General features: G+C 67.0%; 18 protein-coding genes. 11 read left to right on the top strand and 7 right to left on the bottom strand.

Going from position 1 to position 23,396, the window contains the following annotated elements; translation table 11 throughout:
- Positions 1-239: 239 nt before the first annotated feature.
- The 3 genes from nirD to N7640_RS12420 form a co-directional block, all read right to left on the bottom strand.
- Positions 240-617 carry a nitrite reductase small subunit NirD gene (gene nirD / locus N7640_RS12430; protein WP_279904531.1) on the bottom strand — a complete coding sequence of 126 codons (378 nt, stop codon included), beginning with the start codon at positions 615-617 and terminating at the stop codon, positions 240-242.
- Positions 617-3,175 (bottom strand): nitrite reductase large subunit NirB, encoded by a 2,559-nt coding sequence (nirB, locus tag N7640_RS12425; RefSeq protein WP_279904530.1) that lies wholly within the window; start codon positions 3,173-3,175, stop codon positions 617-619. Before nirB ends, nirD begins: the two co-directional genes overlap by 1 nt.
- Before the next feature lie 329 nt (positions 3,176-3,504).
- Positions 3,505-3,996: a DUF1543 domain-containing protein gene (locus N7640_RS12420; RefSeq protein WP_220813991.1), complete on the bottom strand. Its 492-nt coding sequence runs from the start codon at positions 3,994-3,996 to the stop codon at positions 3,505-3,507.
- 270 nt (positions 3,997-4,266) lie between these two features.
- Here N7640_RS12420 and N7640_RS12415 point away from each other — a divergent pair, with 270 nt between their 5' ends.
- From N7640_RS12415 to N7640_RS12395, 5 genes are all read left to right on the top strand, one after another.
- Positions 4,267-8,373, top strand: coding sequence for a bifunctional nitrate reductase/sulfite reductase flavoprotein subunit alpha (locus N7640_RS12415; protein WP_279904529.1), 4,107 nt, complete (start codon positions 4,267-4,269; stop codon positions 8,371-8,373).
- 283 nt (positions 8,374-8,656) lie between these two features.
- Positions 8,657-9,955: a dicarboxylate/amino acid:cation symporter gene (locus tag N7640_RS12410; protein ID WP_279904528.1), complete on the top strand. Its 1,299-nt coding sequence runs from the start codon at positions 8,657-8,659 to the stop codon at positions 9,953-9,955.
- 563 nt (positions 9,956-10,518) lie between these two features.
- Positions 10,519-12,246, top strand: coding sequence for a bifunctional isocitrate dehydrogenase kinase/phosphatase (gene aceK, locus N7640_RS12405; RefSeq protein WP_279904527.1), 1,728 nt, complete (start codon positions 10,519-10,521; stop codon positions 12,244-12,246).
- Between the two features lie 118 nt (positions 12,247-12,364).
- Positions 12,365-13,930: a PAS domain-containing methyl-accepting chemotaxis protein gene (locus tag N7640_RS12400; RefSeq protein ID WP_220813995.1), complete on the top strand. Its 1,566-nt coding sequence runs from the start codon at positions 12,365-12,367 to the stop codon at positions 13,928-13,930.
- Between the two features lie 52 nt (positions 13,931-13,982).
- Positions 13,983-14,561, top strand: coding sequence for a DTW domain-containing protein (locus N7640_RS12395; protein WP_279904526.1), 579 nt, complete (start codon positions 13,983-13,985; stop codon positions 14,559-14,561).
- A 4-nt stretch (positions 14,562-14,565) separates the two neighbouring features.
- On the opposite strand, the gene N7640_RS12390 is transcribed toward N7640_RS12395, so the two are convergent.
- Entirely contained in the window at positions 14,566-14,904 is a 339-nt protein-coding gene (locus N7640_RS12390) for an antibiotic biosynthesis monooxygenase (protein WP_279904525.1), read from the bottom strand.
- A gap of 74 nt (positions 14,905-14,978) precedes the next feature.
- On the opposite strand from N7640_RS12390, the gene soxR reads away from it, so the two are divergent.
- The 6 genes from soxR (at position 14,979) to N7640_RS12360 (ending at position 18,419) form a co-directional block, all read left to right on the top strand.
- The gene (soxR, locus tag N7640_RS12385; protein ID WP_279904524.1) at positions 14,979-15,434 is read left to right on the top strand and encodes a redox-sensitive transcriptional activator SoxR; all 456 of its coding nucleotides are present in this window, start codon (positions 14,979-14,981) and stop codon (positions 15,432-15,434) included.
- A gap of 164 nt (positions 15,435-15,598) precedes the next feature.
- A complete protein-coding gene (locus tag N7640_RS12380; protein WP_279904523.1) occupies positions 15,599-16,048 on the top strand; it encodes a hypothetical protein in 450 nt (149 codons plus the stop codon).
- Between the two features lie 46 nt (positions 16,049-16,094).
- Positions 16,095-16,655, top strand: a complete 561-nt coding sequence (locus N7640_RS12375; RefSeq protein WP_279904522.1) for a hypothetical protein — start codon at positions 16,095-16,097, stop codon at positions 16,653-16,655.
- Positions 16,656-16,899: 244 nt separating this feature from the next.
- Positions 16,900-17,211: a hypothetical protein gene (locus N7640_RS12370; protein ID WP_279904521.1), complete on the top strand. Its 312-nt coding sequence runs from the start codon at positions 16,900-16,902 to the stop codon at positions 17,209-17,211.
- 12 nt (positions 17,212-17,223) lie between these two features.
- Complete coding sequence (locus tag N7640_RS12365; protein WP_279904520.1) at positions 17,224-17,727, top strand: hypothetical protein; 504 nt, start codon at positions 17,224-17,226, stop codon at positions 17,725-17,727.
- 23 nt (positions 17,728-17,750) lie between these two features.
- The gene (locus N7640_RS12360) at positions 17,751-18,419 is read left to right on the top strand and encodes a DUF4328 domain-containing protein (RefSeq protein ID WP_279904518.1); all 669 of its coding nucleotides are present in this window, start codon (positions 17,751-17,753) and stop codon (positions 18,417-18,419) included.
- On the opposite strand, the gene N7640_RS12355 is transcribed toward N7640_RS12360, so the two are convergent.
- The 3 genes from N7640_RS12355 to N7640_RS12345 form a co-directional block, all read right to left on the bottom strand.
- Entirely contained in the window at positions 18,416-19,774 is a 1,359-nt protein-coding gene (locus tag N7640_RS12355) for an HlyD family type I secretion periplasmic adaptor subunit (protein ID WP_279904517.1), read from the bottom strand. The two genes, N7640_RS12360 and N7640_RS12355, sit on opposite strands and share 4 nt — an antisense overlap.
- Positions 19,775-19,787: 13 nt before the next feature.
- Positions 19,788-21,935 (bottom strand): type I secretion system permease/ATPase, encoded by a 2,148-nt coding sequence (locus tag N7640_RS12350; RefSeq protein ID WP_279904516.1) that lies wholly within the window; start codon positions 21,933-21,935, stop codon positions 19,788-19,790.
- A 69-nt stretch (positions 21,936-22,004) separates the two neighbouring features.
- The gene (locus tag N7640_RS12345) at positions 22,005-23,360 is read right to left on the bottom strand and encodes a TolC family outer membrane protein (RefSeq protein WP_279904515.1); all 1,356 of its coding nucleotides are present in this window, start codon (positions 23,358-23,360) and stop codon (positions 22,005-22,007) included.
- Between the last annotated feature and the right edge of the window lie 36 nt (positions 23,361-23,396).

The following is a 23,396-nucleotide window of genomic DNA, read 5'->3' as shown; positions in this document are numbered from 1 at the left end:
GGCCTTGCTGTCTTCGATGAAGCCGGCGGCGGAAGCCTGCTGGGCGATCACGCCGAGGGCGATGGCCAGGGCGAGGGTGGTCATTCTCATGGGGTGGCTCCTAGGGGGGGAAAGTGTCCCGGCCGATCGTTGCGCTCCGCGCAACGGGGCCTGAGTGTAGCGCTATGTTCGTTCATATATAACGGTCGATGGAAAAACGGCCTTGACCATGGTCAAGGCCGCCTGGCCGTGCGGGGCTTTCAGCCCAGGCCGATTTCCACGTGCTCTCCGCGCAGTCGCACCGGCCATACCGGCAGTTGCTGCTCCGGGTATTCCAGGCAGCTGCCGTCGCTCAGGCGGAAGTGCTGCTTGTACAGGGGCGAGGCGATCACCAGGTCGCCGCCGAGCTGGCCGACGATGCCGCGGCCGATCACGTTGGCGCCGGACTTCGGGTCGCGGTTGCCGATGGCGAAGACCTGCTGACCGTCCTCGGCCGGCAGGTAGAACAGCGCCACCTGGTGATCGCCGCAGCGGGCGACCACGCCGGAGTTGGCCACCAGGTCGTTCAGCGCGCACAGCGGCTGCCAGTCGGTGGCGTTGTCGAGGGTCAGGTTCAGGGCGGTGTTGGACGGGCTCATCAGACGGCCTCCTCGGTCACGGGGATCAGTTCGAGTTCGTGGGTACGCGCCGGCCGGCGCTGGCCGCGCTCGCGGACGAAGCGGATGTCCGGGTCGCTGCCCTGTTCGTTGACGAAGGTGCGGAAGCGCTTGAGCTTCTCCTCGTCCTTGAGGACGTTGGCCCACTCGCATTCGTAGCGGTCGACCACCAGCTGCATCTGCGCTTCCAGTTCGGCGCCCAGGCCCAGGCTGTCGTGGATGATCACGTCCTTCAGGTAGTCGAGGCCGCCTTCCAGCGATTCGCGCCACACGGAGGTGCGCTGCAGCTTGTCGGCGGTGCGGATGTAGAACATCAGCACGCGGTCGATGTAGCGCACCAGGGTGGCGTCGTCCAGGTCGGTGGCGAACAGCTCGGCGTGGCGCGGGCGCATGCCGCCGTTGCCGCACACGTAGAGGTTCCAGCCGTTCTCGGTGGCGATCACGCCGATGTCCTTGCTCTGCGCCTCGGCGCATTCGCGGGTGCAGCCGGAGACGGCGAACTTGATCTTGTGCGGCGAGCGCAGGCCCTTGTAGCGGTCCTCCAGCAGCAGCGCCATGCCGACGCTGTCCTGCACGCCGTAGCGGCACCAGGTGCTGCCGACGCAGCTCTTCACCGTGCGCAGGGACTTGCCGTAGGCGTGGCCGGTCTCGAAGCCGGCGGCGATCAGCTCGCCCCAGATGTCCGGCAGTTCGTGCAGCTGGGCGCCGAACAGGTCGATGCGCTGGCCGCCGGTGATCTTGGTGTAGAGGTCGTATTTCTTCGCCACCGCGCCGATGGCGATCAGGCCTTCCGGGGTGATCTCGCCGCCGGGAATGCGCGGTACCACCGAGTAGGTGCCGTTCTTCTGCATGTTGGCCATGAAGGTGTCGTTGGTGTCCTGCAGCGGCACCAGCGCCGGGTTCATGATCGGCTTGTTCCAGCAGGAGGCGAGGATCGAGCCCACCGCCGGCTTGCAGATGTCGCAGCCGAGGTGGCCCCGGCCGTGCCTGGCCAGCAGCTCCTCGAAGCTCTCGATCTGTTCGATGCGGACGAAGTGGTACAGCTCCTGGCGGGTGTAGGCGAAGTGTTCGCACAGGCTCTTGTCGACTTCCACGCCACGGGCGGTCAGTTCGTGCTCGAACACCTGCTTGAGCAGCGCCGCGCAGCCGCCGCAGCCGGTGGCCGCCTTGGTGCAGGCCTTGACCCCGGCGATGTCGGTGCAGCCGCCGTCGATGGCCGCGCAGATCGCACCCTTGCTGACGTTGTGGCAGGAGCAGATGGTGGCGGTGTCCGGCAGGGCGTCGGCGCCCAGGGCCGGGGCGCCTTCGCTGGCGGGCATGATCAGGCTGGCCGGGTCTTCCGGCAGCTTGATGCCGTTCTGCGCGTACTGCAGCAGGGTGTCGTAGTAGCTGTTGTCGCCGACCAGCACGGCGCCGAGCACCTGCTTGCCGTCGGCGGACACCACCAGGCGGCGATAGCTGGAGGTGGCTTCATCGATGTAGCGATAGCTCTTGGCACCCGGCATGGCGCCGTGGGCGTCGCCGATGGAGCCGACGTCCACGCCGAGCAGCTTGAGCTTGGTCGACATGTCCGCGCCAAGGAACGGCGAACCTTCCTGGCCGCACAGCTGGGCCGCCACCAGGCGGGCCATCTGGTAGCCGGGGGCGACCAGGCCGAACACGCTGCCGTTCCACGCCGCGCACTCGCCGATGGCGTAGATGCGCTCGTCGCTGGTCAGGCACTGGTCGTTGATGTTGATGCCGCCGCGGGCGCCCAGCTCCAGGCCGCAGGCGCGGGCCAGGGCGTCCTGCGGGCGGATGCCGGCGGAGAACACGATCAGGTCGGTTTCCAGGAAGTCGTCACCGGCGAAGTTCATCCGGTAGCGGTACTCGCTGCCGGCGCCGATGCTCTGGGTGGCCTTGGACAGGTGCACGCCGACGCCCAGGTCCTCGATGCGCTGCTTGAGGGCGGCGCCGCCGAAGTCGTCCAGCTGCACCGGCATCAGCCGCGGGGCGAACTCCACCACGTGGGCTTCCAGGCCCAGGGACTTCAGCGCGTTGGCCGCTTCCAGGCCGAGCAGGCCGCCGCCGACCACCACGCCACGGCGCTTGCCGTTGGCGGCGGCGCGGATGCCGTCGAGGTCATCGAGGGTGCGGTAGACCAGGCGCGAGTCGCCCTCGGCGCCTTCGATCGGCGGCACGAAGGGGTAGGAGCCGGTGGCCAGCACCAGCTTGTCGTAGCCGAAGCGGCCCCCGGCGGTGACCACTTCGCGCTTGTCGCGGTCGATCTCCAGCACCTGGGCGCTGAGGTGCAGGGTCAGGCCGTCCTCTTCATAGAGGGAAGCCGCGCTCATGGCCAGGGACTCGGCGTCGCGGCCGCCGAAGTATTCGGAGAGGTGCACGCGGTCGTAGGCGCGCTGTGCCTCTTCGCCGAACACATCGATGCGGTAGTGCGCCAGGGCGCCGCCCGCGAGCAGCTGTTCGACGCAGTGGTGGCCGACCATGCCGTTGCCGACGACGATCAGCCGTTGCTTGTCAGTGGAGAGGTCTGTGCTGTTCATGGCGTTTCCCGGCCAAAGCTCATCAGGTTTTTCCGCGGCAAATAAAAAGGCGCCTGAAACCTTGCGGTCTCAGGCGCCTTTGCCTGTTCTGTCCAGCACCTTCGTGGGTGCTTCGTCGCCCATCGCATGATCGCCATTGATCGAATGGGCGGCCCGGGTCTAGCGGGCTCGGAGGAGGCTATGCAGCGCTTGTGCCAGTTTTCCTCGGGAGGCTCGCGCGCCAGGTTTTATCGGCCTTGGCGCGGGGCGAGGGCTGGCCAGGTACGGGGCGGGCGGACCCAGAATGGTGCGTTCGTGGTCGTCCTGCCCCGACCTGATGCCGGCGACGGCTACAGCAGCAGGTAGTCGCTGCGCTGCACGATGCCGCGGTGCGGGCCGCTTACCAAGTGTACGTAGCGGCCGCCGACCAGGTCCACCGGCAGGCAGTCGTCGATGTCGAACAGCGCGTCGGTGTGCGGCTTGACCCAGTCCTGGCGCAGGCGCTGCTTGCCCTTGGCCTTGGCTTCCGCCTTGTCGCGGGCGGTCACCAGCAGGTAGCGGTGCGCCTCGCCGAAAGTGCCTTCCTCGTAGCCGCCGAGGTTGATGAAGTACAGGCGCGGGTCGCCGGCGGCCGGGGCCTGGCTGCTCAGTTCGAGCTTGTAGTCGCCGATCCCGTCCACTTCCAGCCAGGAGTCGATGTGCAGGCCTTCCGGGCTGCCGAACCAGTCTGCGCGCAGTTGCGCGTAGCTGTCCTCGAGGCTGTCGGCGACGGCGAACAGCACGTCGTGGACTTCGATCCGGGCGCGGGGATGTCTGCCGCCCAGCATGACGATGTAGAGCATGGGTGTTTCCCTGTGGCGGCCCTGGCGTGGGGCCCTGCCGCCGTATTCTGGTGCATCGGGCGAGCCCGAGGCCAGCCCTGCGTCGCCACCGCTACGGCCGCAACCCTGTCTGGATCAGGCGTTGCGCCGCTTGCCGGCAAGTTGGCGCGTCCGTTGCTTGGCCATGCCCACGAGCGGTCAATGTCGATCGCTCCTCACGACAAAGGCGCCGTGTCGCCCCCGCTCAGGCGGAGGGTGGCATGGCGCTTTCGTTTTTTCGGGGGTATGGCGATGGTGGAGAAGACGATACGGAGCGTATGCCCCTACTGTGGCGTCGGCTGCGGCATCGTCATGCAGGTCGAGGGCGGCCGGGTGGTGAAGGTGGCCGGCGACAAGCAGCACCCGACCAACTTCGGCCGCCTGTGCACCAAGGGCAGCAGCTGCCACCAGCCCATCGCCGAATCCGGCCGCCTGGAGCACGCCTATGTACGCGCCCAGCGTGCCCGCGACCCGGCGCGCGCGCCCATGGCCGAGGCCATCGCCACCAGTGCCCGGCGCCTGCGCGTGATCCTCGACGAGCACGGGCCGGACGCCATCGCCTTCTACGTCTCCGGGCAGATGTCGCTGGAGGCCCAGTACCTGACCAACAAGCTGGCCAAGGGCTTCATCGGCACCAACCAGATCGAGTCCAACTCGCGCCTGTGCATGGCCAGCGCCGGCAGCGGCTACAAGCTGTCACTGGGCTCGGACGGCCCGCCCGGCTCGTACCAGGACTTCGACCAGGCCGACCTGTTCTTCGTCATCGGCGCGAACATGGCCGACTGCCACCCGATCCTGTTCCTGCGCATGATGGACCGGGTCAAGGCCGGGGCCAGGCTGATCGTCGTCGACCCCCGGCGCAGCGCCACGGCGGACAAGGCCGGCCTGTTCCTGCAGATCAGGCCGGGCACCGACCTGGCGCTGCTCAACGGCCTGCTGCACCTGCTGCACGCGAATGGCCACACCGACGCGGCCTTCATCGAGCAGTTCACCGAAGGCTGGGAGGCGATGCCCGACTTCCTCGCCGAGTACACGCCCGCGCGGGTCGCCGAACTGACCGGCCTGTCCGAGGATGCCATCCGCCAGGCCGCCCGCTGGATCGGCGAGGCGGGGGAGTGGATGAGCTGCTGGACCATGGGCCTGAACCAGTCGACCCACGGCACCTGGAACAGCAACGCCCTGTGCAACCTGCACCTGGCCACCGGCGCCATCTGCCGCCCCGGCAGCGGGCCGTTCTCCCTCACCGGCCAGCCCAATGCCATGGGCGGCCGCGAGATGGGCTACATGGGCCCCGGCCTGCCGGGCCAGCGCAGCGTGCTGGTGGAAGACGACCGCGCCTTCGTCGAGGACGCCTGGGGCGTGCCGGCCGGCACCCTGCACACGCGCCTGGGCGGCGGCACCGTGGCGCTGTTCGAGGACATGGCCGCCGGTAAGGTCAGGGCCTGCTGGATCATCTGCACCAATCCGGTGGCCAGCGTCGCCAACCGCACCAAGGTCATCCAGGGACTGGAAGCCGCCGACCTGGTGATCGCCCAGGATGTGTTCCTCGACACCGAGACCAACCGCTACGCCGACATCCTCCTACCGGGCGCCCTGTGGGCCGAGGCGGAGGGCGTGATGATCAACTCCGAACGCAACCTGACCCTGATGCAGCAGGCCGTGGCGCCGCCCGGCGAGGCCATGGCCGACTGGCGCATCATCGCCGAGGTGGCCTGTGCCATGGGCTTCGCCGACGCCTTCAGCTACGAGTCGGCGGCGCAGGTGTTCGAGGAGATCAAGCGCTTCCACAACCCCAAGACTGGCTACGACATCCGTGGCGCCAGCCACGAACGCCTGCGCCAGACCTCGCTGCAGTGGCCCTGCGCGAGCACGGAGGGCGACGACCGCTCGCCGATCCGCTACCTCAACGATGGTGTCAGCCAGAAGCTCAAGGTCGGCGAGGACGGCGCCGCGCCTAGCCTCGCCTTCGCCACGCCCAGCGGCAAGGGCCAGTTCTTCGCCCGCCCGCACCTGGACCCGGCGGAGATGCCCGACGCCGACTTCCCCTTCGTGCTCAACACCGGCCGCGTCCAGCACCAGTGGCACACCCTGACCAAGACCGGCAAGGTCGCCACCCTCAACAAGCTCAACCCCGGGCCCTTCGTCGAGGTTCACCCGGAGGACGCCGAGGCCCTCGGCGTGCGCGACAAGGACCAGCTGGAGATCCGTTCGCGGCGCGGCGTGGCCGTGCTGCCGGTGGTGGTCAGCGACCGGGTGCTGCCCGGCGGCTGCTTCGCGCCGTTCCACTGGAACGACGTATACGGCGACCAACTGGCGATCAATGCGGTGACCAGCGACGCCATCGACCCGATCTCGCAGCAGCCGGAATTCAAGTTCTGCGCCGTCAGCCTGCGCCGCGTCGATCTGATCGACCACCAGCTTCTGGAGACGCCCGCCACGGCGGGCGACTCGACCTCTTCCGAACCCTTTTTCGAGGAACTCGATATGTCCCATATCGACGCGTTCGCCAGCCTGCTCGGCGTCGCCGCCGGCGCGCCGCCGGCCCTGAGCGAGCCCGAGCGCACCTACATGGCCGGTTTCATCGGCGGCCTGCGCGCCAATCCCGCGGGCGGCGTGCCCAGCCTGCCACCCCATGCACCGCTGGCCGAACCCACACGCCTGTGGCTGGACGGCCTGCTGGCCGGCATGTTCAGCCGGGTGGCCCTGGGCGCACCCCTGCAGTTGGGTGGCGAAGTGCAGGCCAGCCTCGCCGCGCCAGCGTCGGCGGCCGTTCCCGTGACCCTGTTGTGGGCTTCGCAGACCGGCAACTGCGAGGACCTGGCCGAGCGCTTCGCCAAGCGCCTGGGCGAGGCTGGCTGCGCCGTGGAGCTGGCCGCCATGGCCGGCTACCCGCTGGAGAAGCTGGCCCGGGCGAGCAACCTGCTTCTGCTCAGCAGCACCTTCGGCGACGGTGACGCGCCGGACAACGGCCAGGGCTTCTGGGACCAGCTCAAGGCCGGCCAGCCAGACCTGAGCGCGTTGCGCTATGCCGTGCTGGCCCTGGGCGACCCCAGCTACGACCAGTTCTGCCGGCACGGCAAGAACCTCGACGCCCGCCTGGCCGAACTGGGCGCCAGCCGTCTGGTCGAGCGGGTGGACTGCGACACCGATTTCGACGAGCCGGCCGCGGCCTGGCTGGCCAGCCTGCTGCCGCTGCTCAAGCCCGAGCCGGCGGCGGTCGAGGCGCCCGTGGTGCCGTTGGCCAGCGCCACGACGGCGACGGTCAGCAAGGAGCAGCCGGCCGCCTCGCGCCTGGTGGTCAACCTGCGCCTGAACAGAGTCGGGGCCAGCAAGGACACCCGCCAGTTCGCCTTTGCCCTGGGCGACTCGGGCCTGACCTACGAGGCCGGCGATGCCCTGGGCGTATGGCCGCGCAACTGCCCCGAGCTGGTCGGCGAGGTGCTCGAACTGGCGCGCCTGGATGGCGAGCAGCCGGTCAGCGTGGCCAAGGTCGGCGAACTGCCGCTGCGCGAGGCGCTCGCGGCCCACTACGAGATCGCCCGGCCGAGCACCGAGGCCCTGGCGCTGATCGCCGAGCGCAGTGGCAGTGGCGAGCTGCGCGGGCTGCTCGAACGCAAGGAAGAGCTGAAGGACTGGCTGTGGGGCCGCCAGCTGGCCGACGTGCTGCAGGCCTTTCCCGCCGAGCATGCAGCCGGCGAACTGCTGGGCAGCCTCAAGCGCCTGCAGCCGCGCCTGTATTCGATCTCCTCCAGCCCCAAGGCCCACGCTGGCGAGGTGCACCTGACCGTGGCGGCGGTGCGCTACGGCCGGCGCAAGGGCGTGGCCTCGACCTTCCTCGCCGACCGCGCGGGCGAGGGCGAGGTGCCGGTGTTCGTGCAGAGCGGCAAACACTTCCGGGTGCCGGCCCAGGGCGACGTGCCGATGGTGATGATCGGCCCGGGCACCGGCGTGGCGCCGTTCCGCGGCTTCCTCCACGAGCGCCGCGCGCGGGGCGACACGGGGCGCAACTGGCTGTTCTTCGGCGAGCAGCACGCGGCCACCGACTTCTATTACCGCGACGAGCTGGAGTCGATGCAGCGCGACGGCCTGCTGACCCACCTGAGCCTGGCGTTCTCCCGCGACCAGGCCGAGAAGGTCTACGTGCAGGACCGCATCCGCGAGCAGGGCGCCGAACTCTGGCGCTGGCTGGAGGAGGGCGCGCAGTTGTACGTCTGCGGCGACGCCAGCCGCATGGCCAGGGATGTGGACACGGCCCTGCGCGAAGTGGCCCGCGACCACGGCGGTCTCTCCGAGAACAAGGCCGCCGAGTACATCCGCGGCCTGGCCGAGCAGAAGCGCTACCTGCGCGACGTGTACTGAGGAGCGGTGCGCATGGCGCACCCTACCGCACGGGGGAAATCCGCCTCGGGCCTGGCGGATTCCCGCCAATTTCGCCGGAGTCTGGTATCCGGTTTTTTATCAAGTCACTGATATGAAAGGTTTTTAATTCGGAAAGAGGTCTGGCACAGCGCTTGCCATGGGGAGGGCAACCCGCGATTCGGGTCACCCAACAACAAAACCCTCCGGCAAGGAGGGCAAGCGCATCAGCCGCTGCATCGTCGGCCAGGGAAAGCCGGACGGATGTCGCGAACGAGGAACTGCCATGACTCGCACACCCTTCTACAAGAGCCTCTATGTCCAGGTGCTGGTGGCCATCGCCGTCGGCATCCTGCTCGGCCATTTCTACCCCGAGACCGGCGTGGCGCTGAAGCCGCTCGGCGATGGCTTCGTCAAGCTGATCAAGATGGCCATCGCGCCGATCATCTTCTGTACCGTGGTCAGCGGCATCGCCGGCATGCAGGACATGAAGGCGGTGGGCAAGACCGGCGGCTACGCGCTGCTGTACTTCGAGATCGTCTCCACCGTGGCGCTGATCATCGGCCTGGTCGTGGTCAACGTCGTCCAGCCGGGCGCCGGCATGCACGTCGATCCGGCCACCCTCGACACCAGCAAGATCGCCGCCTACGCCGCCGCCGGCGAGAAGCAGAGCACCATCGACTTCCTGCTCAACGTGATCCCGGGCACCGTGGTCGGCGCCTTCGCCAGCGGCGACATCCTGCAGGTTCTGTTCTTCTCGGTGATCTTCGCCTTCGCCCTGCAGCGCATGGGCGACTACGGCAAGCCGGTGCTGGAGTTCATCGACCGCATCGCCCACGTCATGTTCGGCATCATCAACATGATCATGAAGGTCGCCCCGATCGGCGCCTTCGGCGCCATGGCCTTCACCATCGGCCAGTACGGCGTGGGCTCGCTGGTGCAGCTCGGCCAGCTGATGCTGTGCTTCTACATCACCTGCGCGCTGTTCGTGCTGATCGTCCTCGGCGGCATCGCCCGCGCCCATGGCTTCAGCATTCTCAAGTTCATCAAGTACATCCGCGAGGAACTGCTGATCGTGCTGGGCACCTCGTCCTCCGAGTCGGCTCTGCCGCGCATGCTGAACAAGATGGAGAAGCTGGGCGCCAAGAAGAACGTGGTCGGCCTGGTGATCCCCACCGGCTACTCCTTCAACCTGGACGGCACCTCGATCTACCTGACCATGGCCGCGGTGTTCATCGCCCAGGCCACCGACACCACCATGGACATCACCCACCAGCTGACCCTGCTGGCCGTGCTGCTGATCGCCTCCAAGGGCGCGGCGGGCGTCACCGGCTCGGGCTTCATCGTGCTGGCCGCCACCCTGTCCGCGGTCGGTCATCTGCCGGTCGCCGGCCTGGCGCTGATCCTCGGCATCGACCGCTTCATGTCCGAGGCCCGCGCGCTGACCAACCTGATCGGCAACGGCGTCGCCACCATCGTGGTCGCCAAGTGGTGCAAGCAGCTGGACGAGGATACCCTCAAGCGCGAACTGGCCGAGGGCGGCAAGTCCCAGCCGCAGGTGCCGGCCAGCGCCGAGATCGTCTGAGCCATTCCTCACCGCCGGTCCCGCCGGCGGTCTCTCCCGCCCGTCCTCTGCGACGGGCTTTTTTGTCTATGTCCCCGTTGCGTGTTGCAGACGCTGCAGCTGCCCTGCGGAAGCGGCCTGCCTGGGAGCCGGTAGGGTGGTTGGGCCGCAGGCCGTAACCCATCAGCGCAATCGACCATGGCACCGCTGATGGGTTACGCCGGCAAGCGGCTGACCCACTCTATGCGTTGCGCGGTCAAGCCCCTCTATCTGGACGCTGCGGCTGCCTGCCCTGGATTATTCCCCTTCGGGCCAGCGCAAGCGCTGTTCAGCGATACAGCTGCTGTCCCGCCTGCGCGGGAATGACGGGTTCCGGAAGAAACTCCACCCCTACCTCCTCGTCATCCCCGCGCAGGCGGGGACCCAGAAGAAGTCACAACATGTAACGGGGACATCGCCTTTTCACCAGCCATTAAAAGCGGGCATGGCCCTGGCGCGCTCGGATAATAACCCGATGGTCGTCTTTCCCTCGGCGCCGGCTGTGGATAAGCTCCCGGTTCCGCACATGCAGCAGAGGCTTTCCCATGTCGCAGCAACGGCCTGCCGCCGATATCGCCCAGATGATCCTCGATGGCTTCGATGACTATCGCGACCACTTCCGTGAGATCACCAACGGCGCCCGCGCCCGCTTCGAGCAGGCCCAGTGGCAGGAAACCCAACGGGCCTCGGCCGCGCGCATCAGCCTCTACGAGGAAAAGGTGGCGGAAGTCACCGGCCGCCTGCGCCAGACCTTCAGCGACGAGCAACTGCTGGACATCGACCTGTGGCCGCTGGCCAAGAGCGCCTACATCGGCCTGATCGACCTGCGCAACGACGATGAGCTGGCCGAGACCTGGTACAACTCGATCTTCTGCGGCCTGTTCAGCCATGACCAGATCAGCGACGGCTGCATGTTCATCCACACCACCCGGCCCTCGCTGCGCGCTCACGAGCGCACACCGCAGACGCGCAACTACCAGCCGCGCGGCGACCTCAACCTGGCGCTGCGGCAGATCTTCACCGACTACAGCTACCACGTGCCGTTCGAGGACCTGGAGCGCGATCTGGACAAGCTGGAGCAGCAGCTGCGCGCCAACCTGCCGGACTGGGTGTGCAAGGACCAGGACCTGACCATCGAGCTGTTCTCCTCGACCCTGTACCGCAACAAGGGCGCCTATCTGGTGGGGCGCATCTTCACCCCCGACGAGCAGTGGCCGCTGGTGTTCCCGCTGCTGCACCGCGAGGGCCAGGGCATCCAGATCGACGCCCTGATCACCGACGAGGCGGAAGTCTCGATCATCTTCTCCTTCACCCGTTCCTACTTCATGGTGCGGGTGGAGATCCCGGCGGAATTCATCGGCTTCCTCAAGCGCATCCTGCCGGGCAAGCACATCGCCGAGCTGTACACCTCGATCGGCTTCTACAAGCACGGCAAGTCGGAGTTCTACCGGTCGCTGATCAACCACCTGGCCAATACCGACGACAAGTTCGTCATGGCCCCCGGCGTGCGCGGCATGGTGATGAGCGTGTTCACCCTGCCGGGCTTCAATACCGTGTTCAAGATCATCAAGGACCGCTTCTCGCCGTCGAAGAACGTCGACCACAACACCGTTATCGAGAAGTACCGTCTGGTGAAGAGCGTCGACCGGGTAGGGCGCATGGCCGATACCCAGGAGTTCTCAGACTTCCGCTTCCCGCTGGCCAAGTTCGACCCGGAATGCCTGGCCGAGCTGCTGGAAGTGGCGCCGTCCACCGTGGAGATCGAGAACGGTGGCACCGTGCTGATCCGCCACTGCTGGACCGAGCGCCGCATGACCCCGCTGAACATCTACCTGGAACACGCCAACGAGGCCCAGGTGCGCGAGGCCCTGGAGGACTACGGCCTGGCCATCAAGCAGCTGGCCGCGGCCAACATTTTCCCCGGCGACATGCTGCTGAAGAACTTCGGCGTCACCCGCCACGGCCGGGTGGTGTTCTACGACTACGACGAGATCAGCTACCTGACCGAGGTGAACTTCCGCCGCATCCCGCCGCCGCGCTACCCGGAGGACGAGATGTCCGGCGAGCCCTGGTACTCGGTGGGGCCGAACGACGTGTTCCCGGAGGAATTCCCGCGCTTCCTGTTCGTCGACCTCGGCCAGCGCCGCCTCTTCAACCAGCTGCACGGCGACCTGTTCACCGCCGAGTACTGGCAGAGCCTGCAGGAGGCGATACGCGCCGGCAAGGTGATCGACGTGTTCCCCTATCGGCGCAAGGCGGACCTGATCGTGTAGCAGAGGGGCGTTCGCCACGGGGAGGGCGAATACTGGCCTTGTGCCGTTTCGCTTCGGGTGCTAGACCGAATAGGACAAGGTCAGGACATCTCCTCCCATTGCCCAAGGATGGTCGCCCATGCGCCAGAATCTTCCCGTGACCCAGCGCGAACGCACCTTCACCGCCGCCGAGCGCCTGATTTCCACCACCGATCTGCACAGCAAGATCACCTACGTCAACGATGCCTTCGTGGCCATCAGCGGCTTCAGTCGCGAGGAGCTGATCGGACAGCCGCACAACCTGGTCCGCCACCCGGACATGCCCCCGGGCGTGTTCGCCCACATGTGGGAGACGATCAAGCAGGGCAAGCCCTGGATGGGCATCGTCAAGAACCGCTGCAAGAACGGCGACTACTACTGGGTGAGCGCCTACGTCACGCCGGTCTACGAGAACGGCAAGATGATCGGCTACGAGTCGGTGCGCTCGGTGCCGAGCGAGGAGCAGAAGCGTCGCGCCGACGCGCTCTACGCGCGGCTGCGGGCGGGCAAGCCGCCGGTGTCGCGGCTGCAGTACTGGACCCACGACATCCTCCGTTCCTGGCCGCTGATGGTCGCCGCGCTGGCGATCCTGGCGGGCCACTGGCTGCTGCCCCAGCTCTGGTTCCCCGTGTTCATCGTCGCGGTGATGTTCGCCCTCGGTTCTTACCAGCTGTACAGCAAGCGCCAGCTGATCCGTAAGACACTGGCTGAGCACCCGAGGGCCTTCACCAGCGCGCTGGTGGCACTGACCTACACCGACAACCGCGGTGCCCAGGCCCTGCTGGACATGGCCATGATCAGCGAGGAAGCGCGCCTGCAAACCGCGCTGACCCGCCTGGAGGACGCCGGCGAGAACGTGCGCCAGCGGGCCGCCCAGTCCGCCGAGCTGTCGCGTTCCGGCGCCGCCCTGCTGGAGCAGCAGCGCAGCGAGACGGACCAGTCCGCCACCGCCATCAACCAGATGACGGCGACCATCCAGGAAGTCGCGCACAACGTGCAGAACACCACCCACGCCGCGGAAGAGGCGGATCGCCTGGCGCTGCAGGGCCGCGACCTGGCCGGCGGCAGCCTGCAGGCCATGCAGCAGATGGTGGGCGCGGTGCAGGAAATCGGCGTGGCGGTGAACGAGCTGGCCGAGTCCACCCAGTCCATCGGCAGCGTGGCCGACGTGATCACCTCCATCGCCGAGCAGACCAACCTGCTGGCGCTCAACGCGGCCATCGAGGCCGCGCGGGCCGGCGAGCAAGGCAGGGGTTTCGCCGTGGTGGCCGACGAGGTGCGCGCGCTGGCTGGGCGCACCCGCGAATCCACCGAGCAGATCCACCAGATCATCTCCTCCCTACGCAGCGGCGCCGACAAGGCGGTGAACACCGCCAGCCGCGGTACGGAGATTTCCCGCGACAGCGTGCGCAGCGTCGAGGCGGTGCGCGAGGCGCTGGACGGCATCACCCAGGCGGTGGCGCGCATCGCCGGGATGAGCCAGCAGATGGCTGCGGCCTCCGAACAGCAGGCGCACGTGGCCGAGGACATCAGCCAGCAGATCACCCGCATCGCCCAGCTCTCCGACCACAGCGCCATCCAGGCCCAGCAGGGCGCCGGCATCAGCCAGGAGCTGGAGCAGATGGCCGAGTACCTGCACAGCCTGGCCGAGCGCTTCAACCGCTGAAGTCGGTGATCCCGGCCGCCTGTGGCACACTGCGCGGCCGGAGGAGCCCACCATGTCCCGAGCGCGTTGCGAGCGCTGCACACGCCCCCTGAGCCACTGTCTCTGCCACCTGATCCCGCGCTTGCCGAGTCGCACGCGGGTGCTGATCCTGCAGCACCCGGACGAGGCGGGGCATGCGCTGAACACCGCGCGCCTGGCCGCCCTCGGGCTGGAGAACGCCGAGCTTCGAGTGGGCGAGCGCTTCGACCTGGAACCGGACCCGGCGTACCGCACCTGCCTGTTGTTCCCCGGCGAGACGGCACAGGCGCTGCCGGTGGCGGAGGATGGCCGCCCGCTGCTGCTGGTCGTCCCGGACGGCACCTGGCGCAAGGCGCGCAAGCTGCTCCACCTCAATCCGCAGTTGGCCGGGCTGCCGCGGGTGTGCCTGCCCGCCGGCATGCGTTCGCGCTACCGCCTGCGCAAGGCGCCTGCCGAGGGCGCGCTGGCGACCGTCGAGGCCATCGTCGCGGCGCTGGAGCTGCAGGAGGCGCCGAAACGCTTCGACGCGCTGCTGCGGCCTTTCGAGGCGCTCATCGACGGGCAGATCGCGGCGATGGGCGAGGACACCTACCGGCGCAACCACGGCGGCTGAGCCGTCAGCCGGCGATCAGCACGCTGTCGAAGCGGATGCTCCGCGCGCCGAGCCGCAGCAGGCTGTCGGCGAACAGGTCGCTTTGGGTGCCGTGGCAGTCCCAGGCGACTTCCCAGTCCTCGCGCCGGCGCCAGTTCAGGTAGCCGAGCAGGTGGCCGTCGTCGCGGCTGTGCAGTTCTGCGCCCAGGTAGCCGCTGTCCTCGGCGAACAACTGGCGCAACTGCTGCAGGTAGTCTTCCAGGTGCCGGGCGATCGCCGCCCGCCCGGTATCTCCCACGCGAATGTCGATCAACAGGGCGAAGCGGTTCCGGCCGATATCTTCCTTGGATGTGCAGATGAGCATGGCGTTGGCTTCCTGATCTTGAACTCGAACACCGGGCGAGGGTAAAACCTCAACTTAAGTTGAGGTCAATACCCATGAACAAGCACCCGCAATCCCCGCGTGACCTGAGCGTCGGCGAGCTGGCCAGCCGCAGCGGCGTGGCGGTCTCGGCCCTGCATTTCTACGAGGCCAAGGGGCTGATCGGCAGCCGCCGCAGCGCCGGCAACCAGCGCCGCTACCCGCGCGAGACCCTGCGCCGGGTGGCGGTGATCAAGGTGGCGCAGCGCGTGGGCATCCCCCTGGCCGAGATCGCCGCGGCGCTGGGCACCCTGCCCCAGGGACGCACCCTGACGGCGGCGGACTGGGCGGCCCTGTCGGCGCGCTGGCGCGAGGACCTGGACCAGCGCATCGCCAAGCTGGAGATGCTGCGCAACCAGCTCGATGGCTGCATCGGTTGCGGCTGCCTGTCGCTGGAGGACTGCCCGCTGCGCAATCCCGGCGACCAGTTGGCGGAGCAGGGGCCGGGGGCGCATTGGGCGGATGGGGACTGACAGTTGCGCTGCGTTCGCGGTTTCTGCGCCAGCGCGCAGGAACGAAACGGGGAATTACGTAAGCTATGGGGCTTGCAGCCATCACGGCAGGCTGGAGAAAGGCCTGATGGTTCATTCAAGCCGGCACCGTTTCCCGGTGCGGCCCGACAGAGGCGCCAGCTAGAGTGAAACCGAGCACGCGGCAGTTGCTGGAGCGTTACGACGAACTCGGATCGTACGAGTTCCACAGCGCATTCGATTACCCGGACATGGAGGCGAGGGCCAACGAGGTGGCCCGGAGGCTGGAGACCAACGGCAACCGGCTGACGTTCGAAGGCGCGATCTACAACCAGGACGCCAGCTTCAGCATTGCCATCCTGCTGCACGACTATGAGCGGGCCGAAGACCGGTTGACCCACTGCCCCACCATTCGCTTCAGCAATTTCGGCAACCTCGTTTCGCTTACCTGGAGTGAGCTGCTGCCCGGCTCCGACCTGGAAAGAACCGTTCAGGAACTGGAGGCGTGCGGTTTCACATTCATTCCCGAGGCCGAGCTGAGTGGCGCATACGATGGCGTGATGCCCGACAGGAAGCTATTCGATAGCTGGTGGACGCGGTATTTCGATTGGATATAGGGCACGTGGCCGTGCCGGTTTGCTTATGACTTCAAAGGAATGACAGATGAAACCCGACAGAATCTATTTCAAGGACAACCCCTGGCCCGAAGGGCACCCGATCAAGGCGTTCGTCTGGTCGGCGAGGGAGGTCGATGGAGACGTATGGTTCGACTTCCATCTGGAGTCGGCCAACTACTACGCCGAACGCGACATAGAAGATGACGAAGAGGTGGACTATCCGTCCGACTGGGCGGCGCCCATCGTGTGGGGCAACTACCACGCGTGCACCCTGTCTTCGAACAACTGGCACGAAGGCGGATTCCGGGTCTGTGCCAAGGCGGACTACACCCCCGAGCTGCTGGACGGCCTCGAACTGATCGTGGACCCGGACCCCGACGCCATCGAGGACTTCGACGACCTGGCGTTCCACATCTACCTGCTCGGCCACGATGCGGTCGCCCGGCACCGGATCAGATTCGAGCGGATCGGCGACTCCCTGCAATTCCGGATCGTCTGGAGCGGCATGATCGCCCAGGCCTACGTCGGCGATTACGAGTTCAAGCACGAATTCTCCGCCGTGATCTCCAGTGCTGAGTTTCCCCGGCTTCCAGGCCAGCATGAATAGAACAGGCGCCTGCTCTGTTGCGCCGAGCATGCGTTGTGGGAGCGGACTTGTCCGCGAATGGGAAGCATCGCGGCCAATCGGAATGCCGCCCAGCCGCTCCCACAAAGGCCTGGTCTGTTCGGCGCAGCCGACTCAGGCATAGCTAAGGAAAAACGCCGTGATCCAGCAGGGAATCGCGGCGTTTCTCTTAACTGACTGGCATTAGTACATAGCCTTCTTTTGCCCCGCTCGTTCAGGACATCCTATGGGCCATGAGCTGTATATCCATCTGGAAAAACCCTGCGCCGGCAGCCTTGCGGAGGCCATGGCGCCGGTCCTGGGGCCGGACGAGTTCCTTGTCGAATCATCGCTGCGGGTCGAATCCCCGGAGCGGGTCGCCGTCGCCACCCGGGAGACGATCGACAGCCAGTGGCCGCACTGCTGCGACCTGCTGCTCGAGACGCCCACCCGTATCTACGCCTTGGCGCATAACCATGCCGGTGTGCAGATCATCCGCCGCTTTACCGACCATCTGCTCGCGTCCGGGCTGAAGGTGGAGATCGACGATGACGTATGAAGTCCAGCCCGTATGAAGCCTGTGCTCGCGTTCCTCGTGGCAGCGCTTGTACCGACCTGCCTGATGACACTCTGGTATCTGTATGGCCAGTTCACCACCTTCTCGCCGGGTGACCCCTATATCTGGATCAATACCCAGAAGTTCTTCATTTTCTGCTGGCTGATTTCTCTGGGCTCCGTCTTTCTGCTGGGCGTTCCCGCCTACCTGATCTTGCGTTGGCGCAACCTGGTCCGGTGGTGGTCCAGTATCACGGGCGGCTTCGTCATGGCGGCTCTGCCTGTCGCGATCGGGACGTGGCCATTGCGTTATTCGGAGTTCAGGACAAGCTCCAGTTTCAACGGTGTCTGGAACCTGATAGATGGGGTGCCAACAGCAGCCGGTTGGTTGCGTTACGCCGAGGGAGTGTTCTTCTTCGGTATTCTCGGTGCCGTGAGTGGCCTGAGTTTCTGGCTGATGTTGCGAGCCCTCGGCTCCGGCCACTCTGCCAGAACAACGCCGCTTCGAGATTCGGTCTGACTCACGTTCAAGGAGAAGAACAGATGCCTCTCGCCAGGAATGGCTTCATCGACCCCACCACCCTGACGCAATGGGTCAAGCGCTTCATCTATGTCCAGATGCTCGTCGCGGTCGTTTCCATCGTTTCCGGCAACATGGAATACCAGCTGCTGCAGGACTACGAGAACGGCGTGTACGCCTCGCAGGAGCAAGCGGTGGCGGATGGCGAGGCGAACGACAGGCGGCAGCAGGTCATCGCGATCCTCTACATGATCGTGTTCGTGATTTCCGGGGTGCTGATCCTCAAGTGGATCCATCGGGCCAACTACAACGCCCGGCAGCTTGGCGCCAGCGCCATGAAGTTCACGCCGGGGTGGTCGGTCGGCTGGTTCTTCGTCCCCATTTTCTCGCTGTGGAAGCCCTACCAGGCCATGGCGGAAATCTGGAGGGCCAGCGACAGCCCCGACGACCCGAGCCAGGCCGGGCAGAACTCGATCCTGGCGTGGTGGTGGGGCGCCTGGCTGGCGAACGGTTTCATCAGCCAGGCGGCCATGCGCCTGACGCTCGCGGCGGAGGAAATCCCCGCGCTGAAGAACGCCAACCTGGTGTATCAGGCGTCGGACGTGGCCTATCTGGTGCTGGCCGTGGTGACCCTGATGCTGGTGAACTCGATAGACCAGGCCCAGACCGAGCAGGCCCTGACCCGGGCCTAGCGTTCGCGCATGGCCTCGGCGCGGGCCTTCAGCACCGGCTTGAGCAGGTAGTCGAGCACGCTCTTCTCGCCGGTGACGATGTCCACCGTGGCGACCATGCCGGGGATGATCAGCAGCGGGTGCTCGTCGCTGCCCAGGTGGCTCCGGTCGGTGCGCACTTGGATCAAGTAGAAGCTGTTGCCGTCCTGGTCGGTGATGGTGTCGGCGCCGATCAGTTCGAGCCTGGCCTTGAGCCCGCCGTAGATGGTGTAGTCGTAGGCGGTGAACTTGACCATGGCCTTCTGGCCCGGATGGAGGAAGGCCACGTCCTGCGGGCGGATGCGCGCCTCGATCAGCAGGTTGTCCTCCAGCGGCACCACTTCCACCATGGGGTCGCCGGGCTGCACCACGCCGCCGATGGTGTTGACCTTGAGCTGCTTGATAACGCCGTGCACCGGCGAGCTGATGGTGGTGCGGCTGACCCGGTCCTCGATGGCCATGCTGGTCGAGGTGATCTTCTTCAGCTCGGTACGCACCTCGTTGAGTTCCTTCAGCGCCTCGGTGCGAAAGGCCAGGGTCGACTCCTCGAGCTTGCTCCTGATCTCCTGCATGGCGGCCTCTGCGCGGGGGATGGCCAGGTTGGTGGCGTCCAGCGAGCCGCGCATCTCCACCGCGCTGCGGCGCAGACGAAGGATCTCCACCTCGGAGATCGCCCCCGCGGCCACCAGCGGCTGGGACATGTTCAGCTCCTGCTGGACCAGGCCCAGACTGGAGCGGTACTGCTGGGCCTTGGCGCGGAATTCCGCCAGTTCCTGGGTCTTCTGCCGCAGCTGTTCCCTGAGGGTGTTCTGCTCGCTGTCCAGACGCTGCTGGCGCGAGCGGTACAGCGCCATTTCGTCTTCGACCAGTTGCGGCGCCTGTCGGGTCAGCTCTTCCGACAGGGCCAGCGGCCGGCCCTCGGCCTCGGCACCGAGGCGCTCGACCCGGGCCTGCAGGGCCAGGCGGTCCGCCTCGGTCTCACCCTTGTTGGAGATGAAACGGGTGGCGTCGAGGCGCAGCAGCACGTCGCCCTTGTTCACCACCTGGCCCTCGCGGACGAAGATCTCGGTGACGATGCCGCCTTCCAGGTTCTGGATGACCTGCACCTTGCTGGAGGGAATGGCCTTGCCTTCGCCCGTGGTGACTTCCTCCAGCACCGCCAGCCGGGCCCAGACCAGCGCCGCCAGCAGGCAGCCGCCGACCGCCCACAGGGTGGCGCGGGCCAGCCAGGGGGAGTCTTCCAGCACGGCGCCGTCCACCTCGGGCATGAACTCGGTGTCCTGCCTGTGCTGGCGCAGGCCGCCGAAGTAGTCGCGCAGGGATTGGGTCAGTTCCATGGTCGCCTCTCCGCTAGACGGCCGCCGGGCCGACGCGGCCGCGGCGCAGGGCTTCGATCACCGCTTCCTTCGGACCATCGGCGACGATGTGGCCGCAGTCCAGCACGATCAGACGGTCCACCAGGCTGAGCATGGAGCTGCGGTGGGTGATCAGCAGCAGGGTCTTGCCCTGGGACCAGCCGTGCAGGCGGTTGCGCAGGATGTCCTCGCTGGTGTTGTCCATGGCGCTGGTGGGCTCGTCGAGCAGCAGGATCGGCGGGTCGAGCAGCAGCGCGCGGGCCAGCAGCACGGCCTGGCGCTGGCCGCCGGAGAGCAGCTGGCCGCGCTCGCCCACCGGCCGGTCGAAGCCCTGGGGATGCTGCCTGGCCAGTTCGGAGACGCCGGTGAGGTCGGCCACTTCCAGCATGCGCGCGTCACTGACGTAGCGGGCGCCGAGGGTGAGGTTGTCGCGCAGGCTGCCCGCCAGCAGCGGCAGGTCGTGGGCGACGTAGCCCATCTGGTGGCGCAGGTCGGCCACGTCCAGCTGGCGCAGGTCCAGGTTGTCGAGCAGGATCTGGCCTTCGCCCGGGGTGTAGAAGTTCATCAGCAGGCGCGCCAGGGTGCTCTTGCCCGAGCCGCTGCGGCCGATGATGCCGACCCGCTCACCGGCGGCCAGGTGCAGGCTGATCCGGTTCAGCGCCGGGGTGCTCTGGCCGGGATAGGCGAAGCTGACCTGGCGCAGGTCCAGCGCGCCCTTGAGGTGGGTGCGCTCCAGCGGCCGCTGCTTCGCCTGGCGCTCCTGGGGCAGGCTCATCAGCGCGTCGGTGCTGGTCATGGTCAGGCGCGCCTGCTGGTAGCGGGTGATCAGCCCGGCGATCTGCCCGAGCGGGGCTAGCACGCGGCTGCCGAGCATGTAGCAGGCGACCAGGGCGCCGACGCTGAGGTTGCCGGCGATGATGATGTAGACGCCGGCGACGATGGTCGCCATGCCGGCGAACTGCTGCAGGAACAGGGTGCCGTTGGTGGCCAGGGCGGCGAGGAAGCGGGCGTGGCTGTCCAGGCGGGTGAGGGCGCCGTGGGTCTTCTCCCAGCGGTGCTGGCGCTCGCTCTCGGCGCCGCAGGCCTTGAGCGTCTCCAGGCCGCCGAGGGTCTCGATCAGCAGGGCCTGGCGCTCGGCGCCCAGGGCCAGGCTCTTCTGCACCGTGTCGCGCAGGCGCGCCTGGATGATCAGGGCGAATATCGCCGTGATGGGGAAGGCCAGCAGCGGAATCATCACCAGCCAGCCGCCGAGCAGGCCGATGACCAGGATCATCAGCAGCGAGAAGGGCAGGTCGATCAGGCTGGTCAGGGTCACCGCGGTGAGGAATTCGCGCAGCCCCTGGAAGTCGTGGATGCTCTGGGCGAAGCCACCGACCGTAGCGGGCCGGGCGGCCATGGACATGCCGGTGATGCGTTCGAACAGGGTGGCGGACAGCACCACGTCGGTCTTCTTGCCGGCCACGTCCAGCAGGTAGGCGCGCAGCACCCGCAGCAGCAGTTCGAAGCCGGTGCCGACGAACAGGCCGATGGCCAGGACCCAGAGCGTGGCGGTGGCCTGGTTGGGCACGACCCGGTCGTAGGTCTGCATGACGAACAGCGGGACCATCAGGCCGAGCAGGTTGATCAGCAGGCTGGCCAGCACCGCGTCGGTGTACAGCCAGCGCGACAGCTTCAGGGTGTCGCGAAACCACGCCTCGACCCGTGGCACCAGCGGCGTGCGCGCCTCTTCCAGGTCGTGCTGCGGCTTGGCGAAGAAGGCCCGGCCGCTGTACTCGATGGCCAGGTGGTCGCGGTTGACCCACTGTTCGCCACCATCGGCCTCGCAGGGCAGGATCAGCAGCTGGTTCTTCGGCCCCATCTTGCGCAGCACCGCGCTGCGGCCGTCCTTGAGCAGGAGCAGTACCGGCAGGTTGAGTGGCGAGATGGCGCCCAGCTCGCGCCGCAGCACGCGCCCCTGCAGGCCGGCCCGGGCCGCCGCGCGCGGCAGCAGGTCGGCGCTCAGGCGCTGCTCGGGCATCGGCAGGCCCGCCGACAGGCTGGCGCGGCTGGCCGAGCAATCGTGGAGGTTACAGAGGATGAGCAGCCCGTCCAGCAGCGGATCGTCGTGACTCTGGCGCTGGTCTTCGGGGAGTCTCCGTTCCATGCTGGTCAAGGTTGCTCCTCCTGAGAGATCGCCCAGGCCGGCGGCGTGGGCGATCGCTTCGCCGGGGGACTACTTCAGTTCCGGCAGGCGGGCCTCGCTCTTCACGTTCGTGAGGGCGACTGCTTCGGCCGGGGCCACGACGTTCTGTTTCTTCAGGAGTTCGCCCATGGCGGCGATGACGCGATACATGGAGAACTCTTCGGTGTAGCGCACCTCGGCGTAGCGGCGGTTGGCGGTGAAGAGTTCGTTGTCGCTGTCCAGCAGGTCGAGCAGCGAGCGCTGGCCCAGGCTGAACTGCTGCTGGTACGCCTCGCGCACGCGGGAAGTGTATTCCGCGTATTCGCGTGCCTTCGGCGTCTGCAGGCGGGCGTTTTCCATGGCGTTCCAGGCCAGCGACAGGTTCTCGTTGACCACCCGCAGGGCGTTGTTGCGGATGTCCATGGACTGGTTGATCTGGTGCGCCGCCGATTGCAGGCGGGCCTTGTCGCGCATGCCGTTGAACAGGTTGTAGTTCATCACCACCGCGGCCCGCCAGGTGTTGTAGTGACCCTCGTCGCCCTGGACGTTGTCGTCGGCGGTGGTGGCCAGTTCGAGGTCGAAGCGCGGGTAGAAGGGCGATTTCGCCACCTCGTACTGCTTCTCGGCGGCATGCACGTCGGCCTGCGCGGACTTGAGGAAGGGGTTGTTGTCCATCATGGCCTGCTGGGCGCTTTGGACGTCCGCCGGCAGTTCGCCGCGGATGGAGGCCGGCGGTTCCAGCTCGTCCGGCATGCGCCCGGTGGCGCTGAAGAAGTTGGCTTCGGCGTCGGCCAGGTTGACCTGCTCGGTGTAGAGGTTGTTCTCGGCCAGCGCCAGGCGGGCCACGGACTGGTCCAGGTCGGCGGTGCTGCCCACCCCGCGCTCGCTGCGCAGGCCGATCTGGTCGTTGATGCGCTGGTGCGCCTGCAGGTTGTTCCTGGCCAGGGTCACCATCTCGCGGCGCTTGAGCACTTCCAGATAGACCTCGACGGTACGCAGGGCGAGGCTCTGGGACGTGCCCTGCACGTAGTAGGCGCGGGAGTCGACCACGGAGCGGGTACGCGCCACCTCGTTGGGGGTGTTGAAGCCGTCGAACAGCATCTGCCGCAGGCGCAGCTCGGCGTCGCGGTAGTTCAGGGTTTCCTTGTTGTGGTCACCCAGCGCGCGGGTGCTGGGGCTGTCCGTCCGTTCGCGCCCATAGCCCATGAGGACGTCGACGGTAGGCAGATAGCCGCCCTTGGCCATCTTCACTTCCTCATCCGCGGACAGACGATCATTCATGCTGGCGTGCAGCTCGGGATGATTGTCGATGGTGCTCTGGATGGCTTCCGAGAGTGTCATGGCCTGGGCCTGATAACAGGCCATGGCCAGCAAAATGCTACTGCACAGCGGTGTGAGGGCACGCATGAGGGTTTTCTCCTTGATGTGTGAATCTTGTTCCTG

It is taken from the genome of Pseudomonas sp. GD04015, assembly GCF_029837675.1.
Classification (GTDB): domain Bacteria; phylum Pseudomonadota; class Gammaproteobacteria; order Pseudomonadales; family Pseudomonadaceae; genus Aquipseudomonas; species Aquipseudomonas paralcaligenes.
This window is presented reverse-complemented; position numbering and strand designations above follow the sequence as displayed.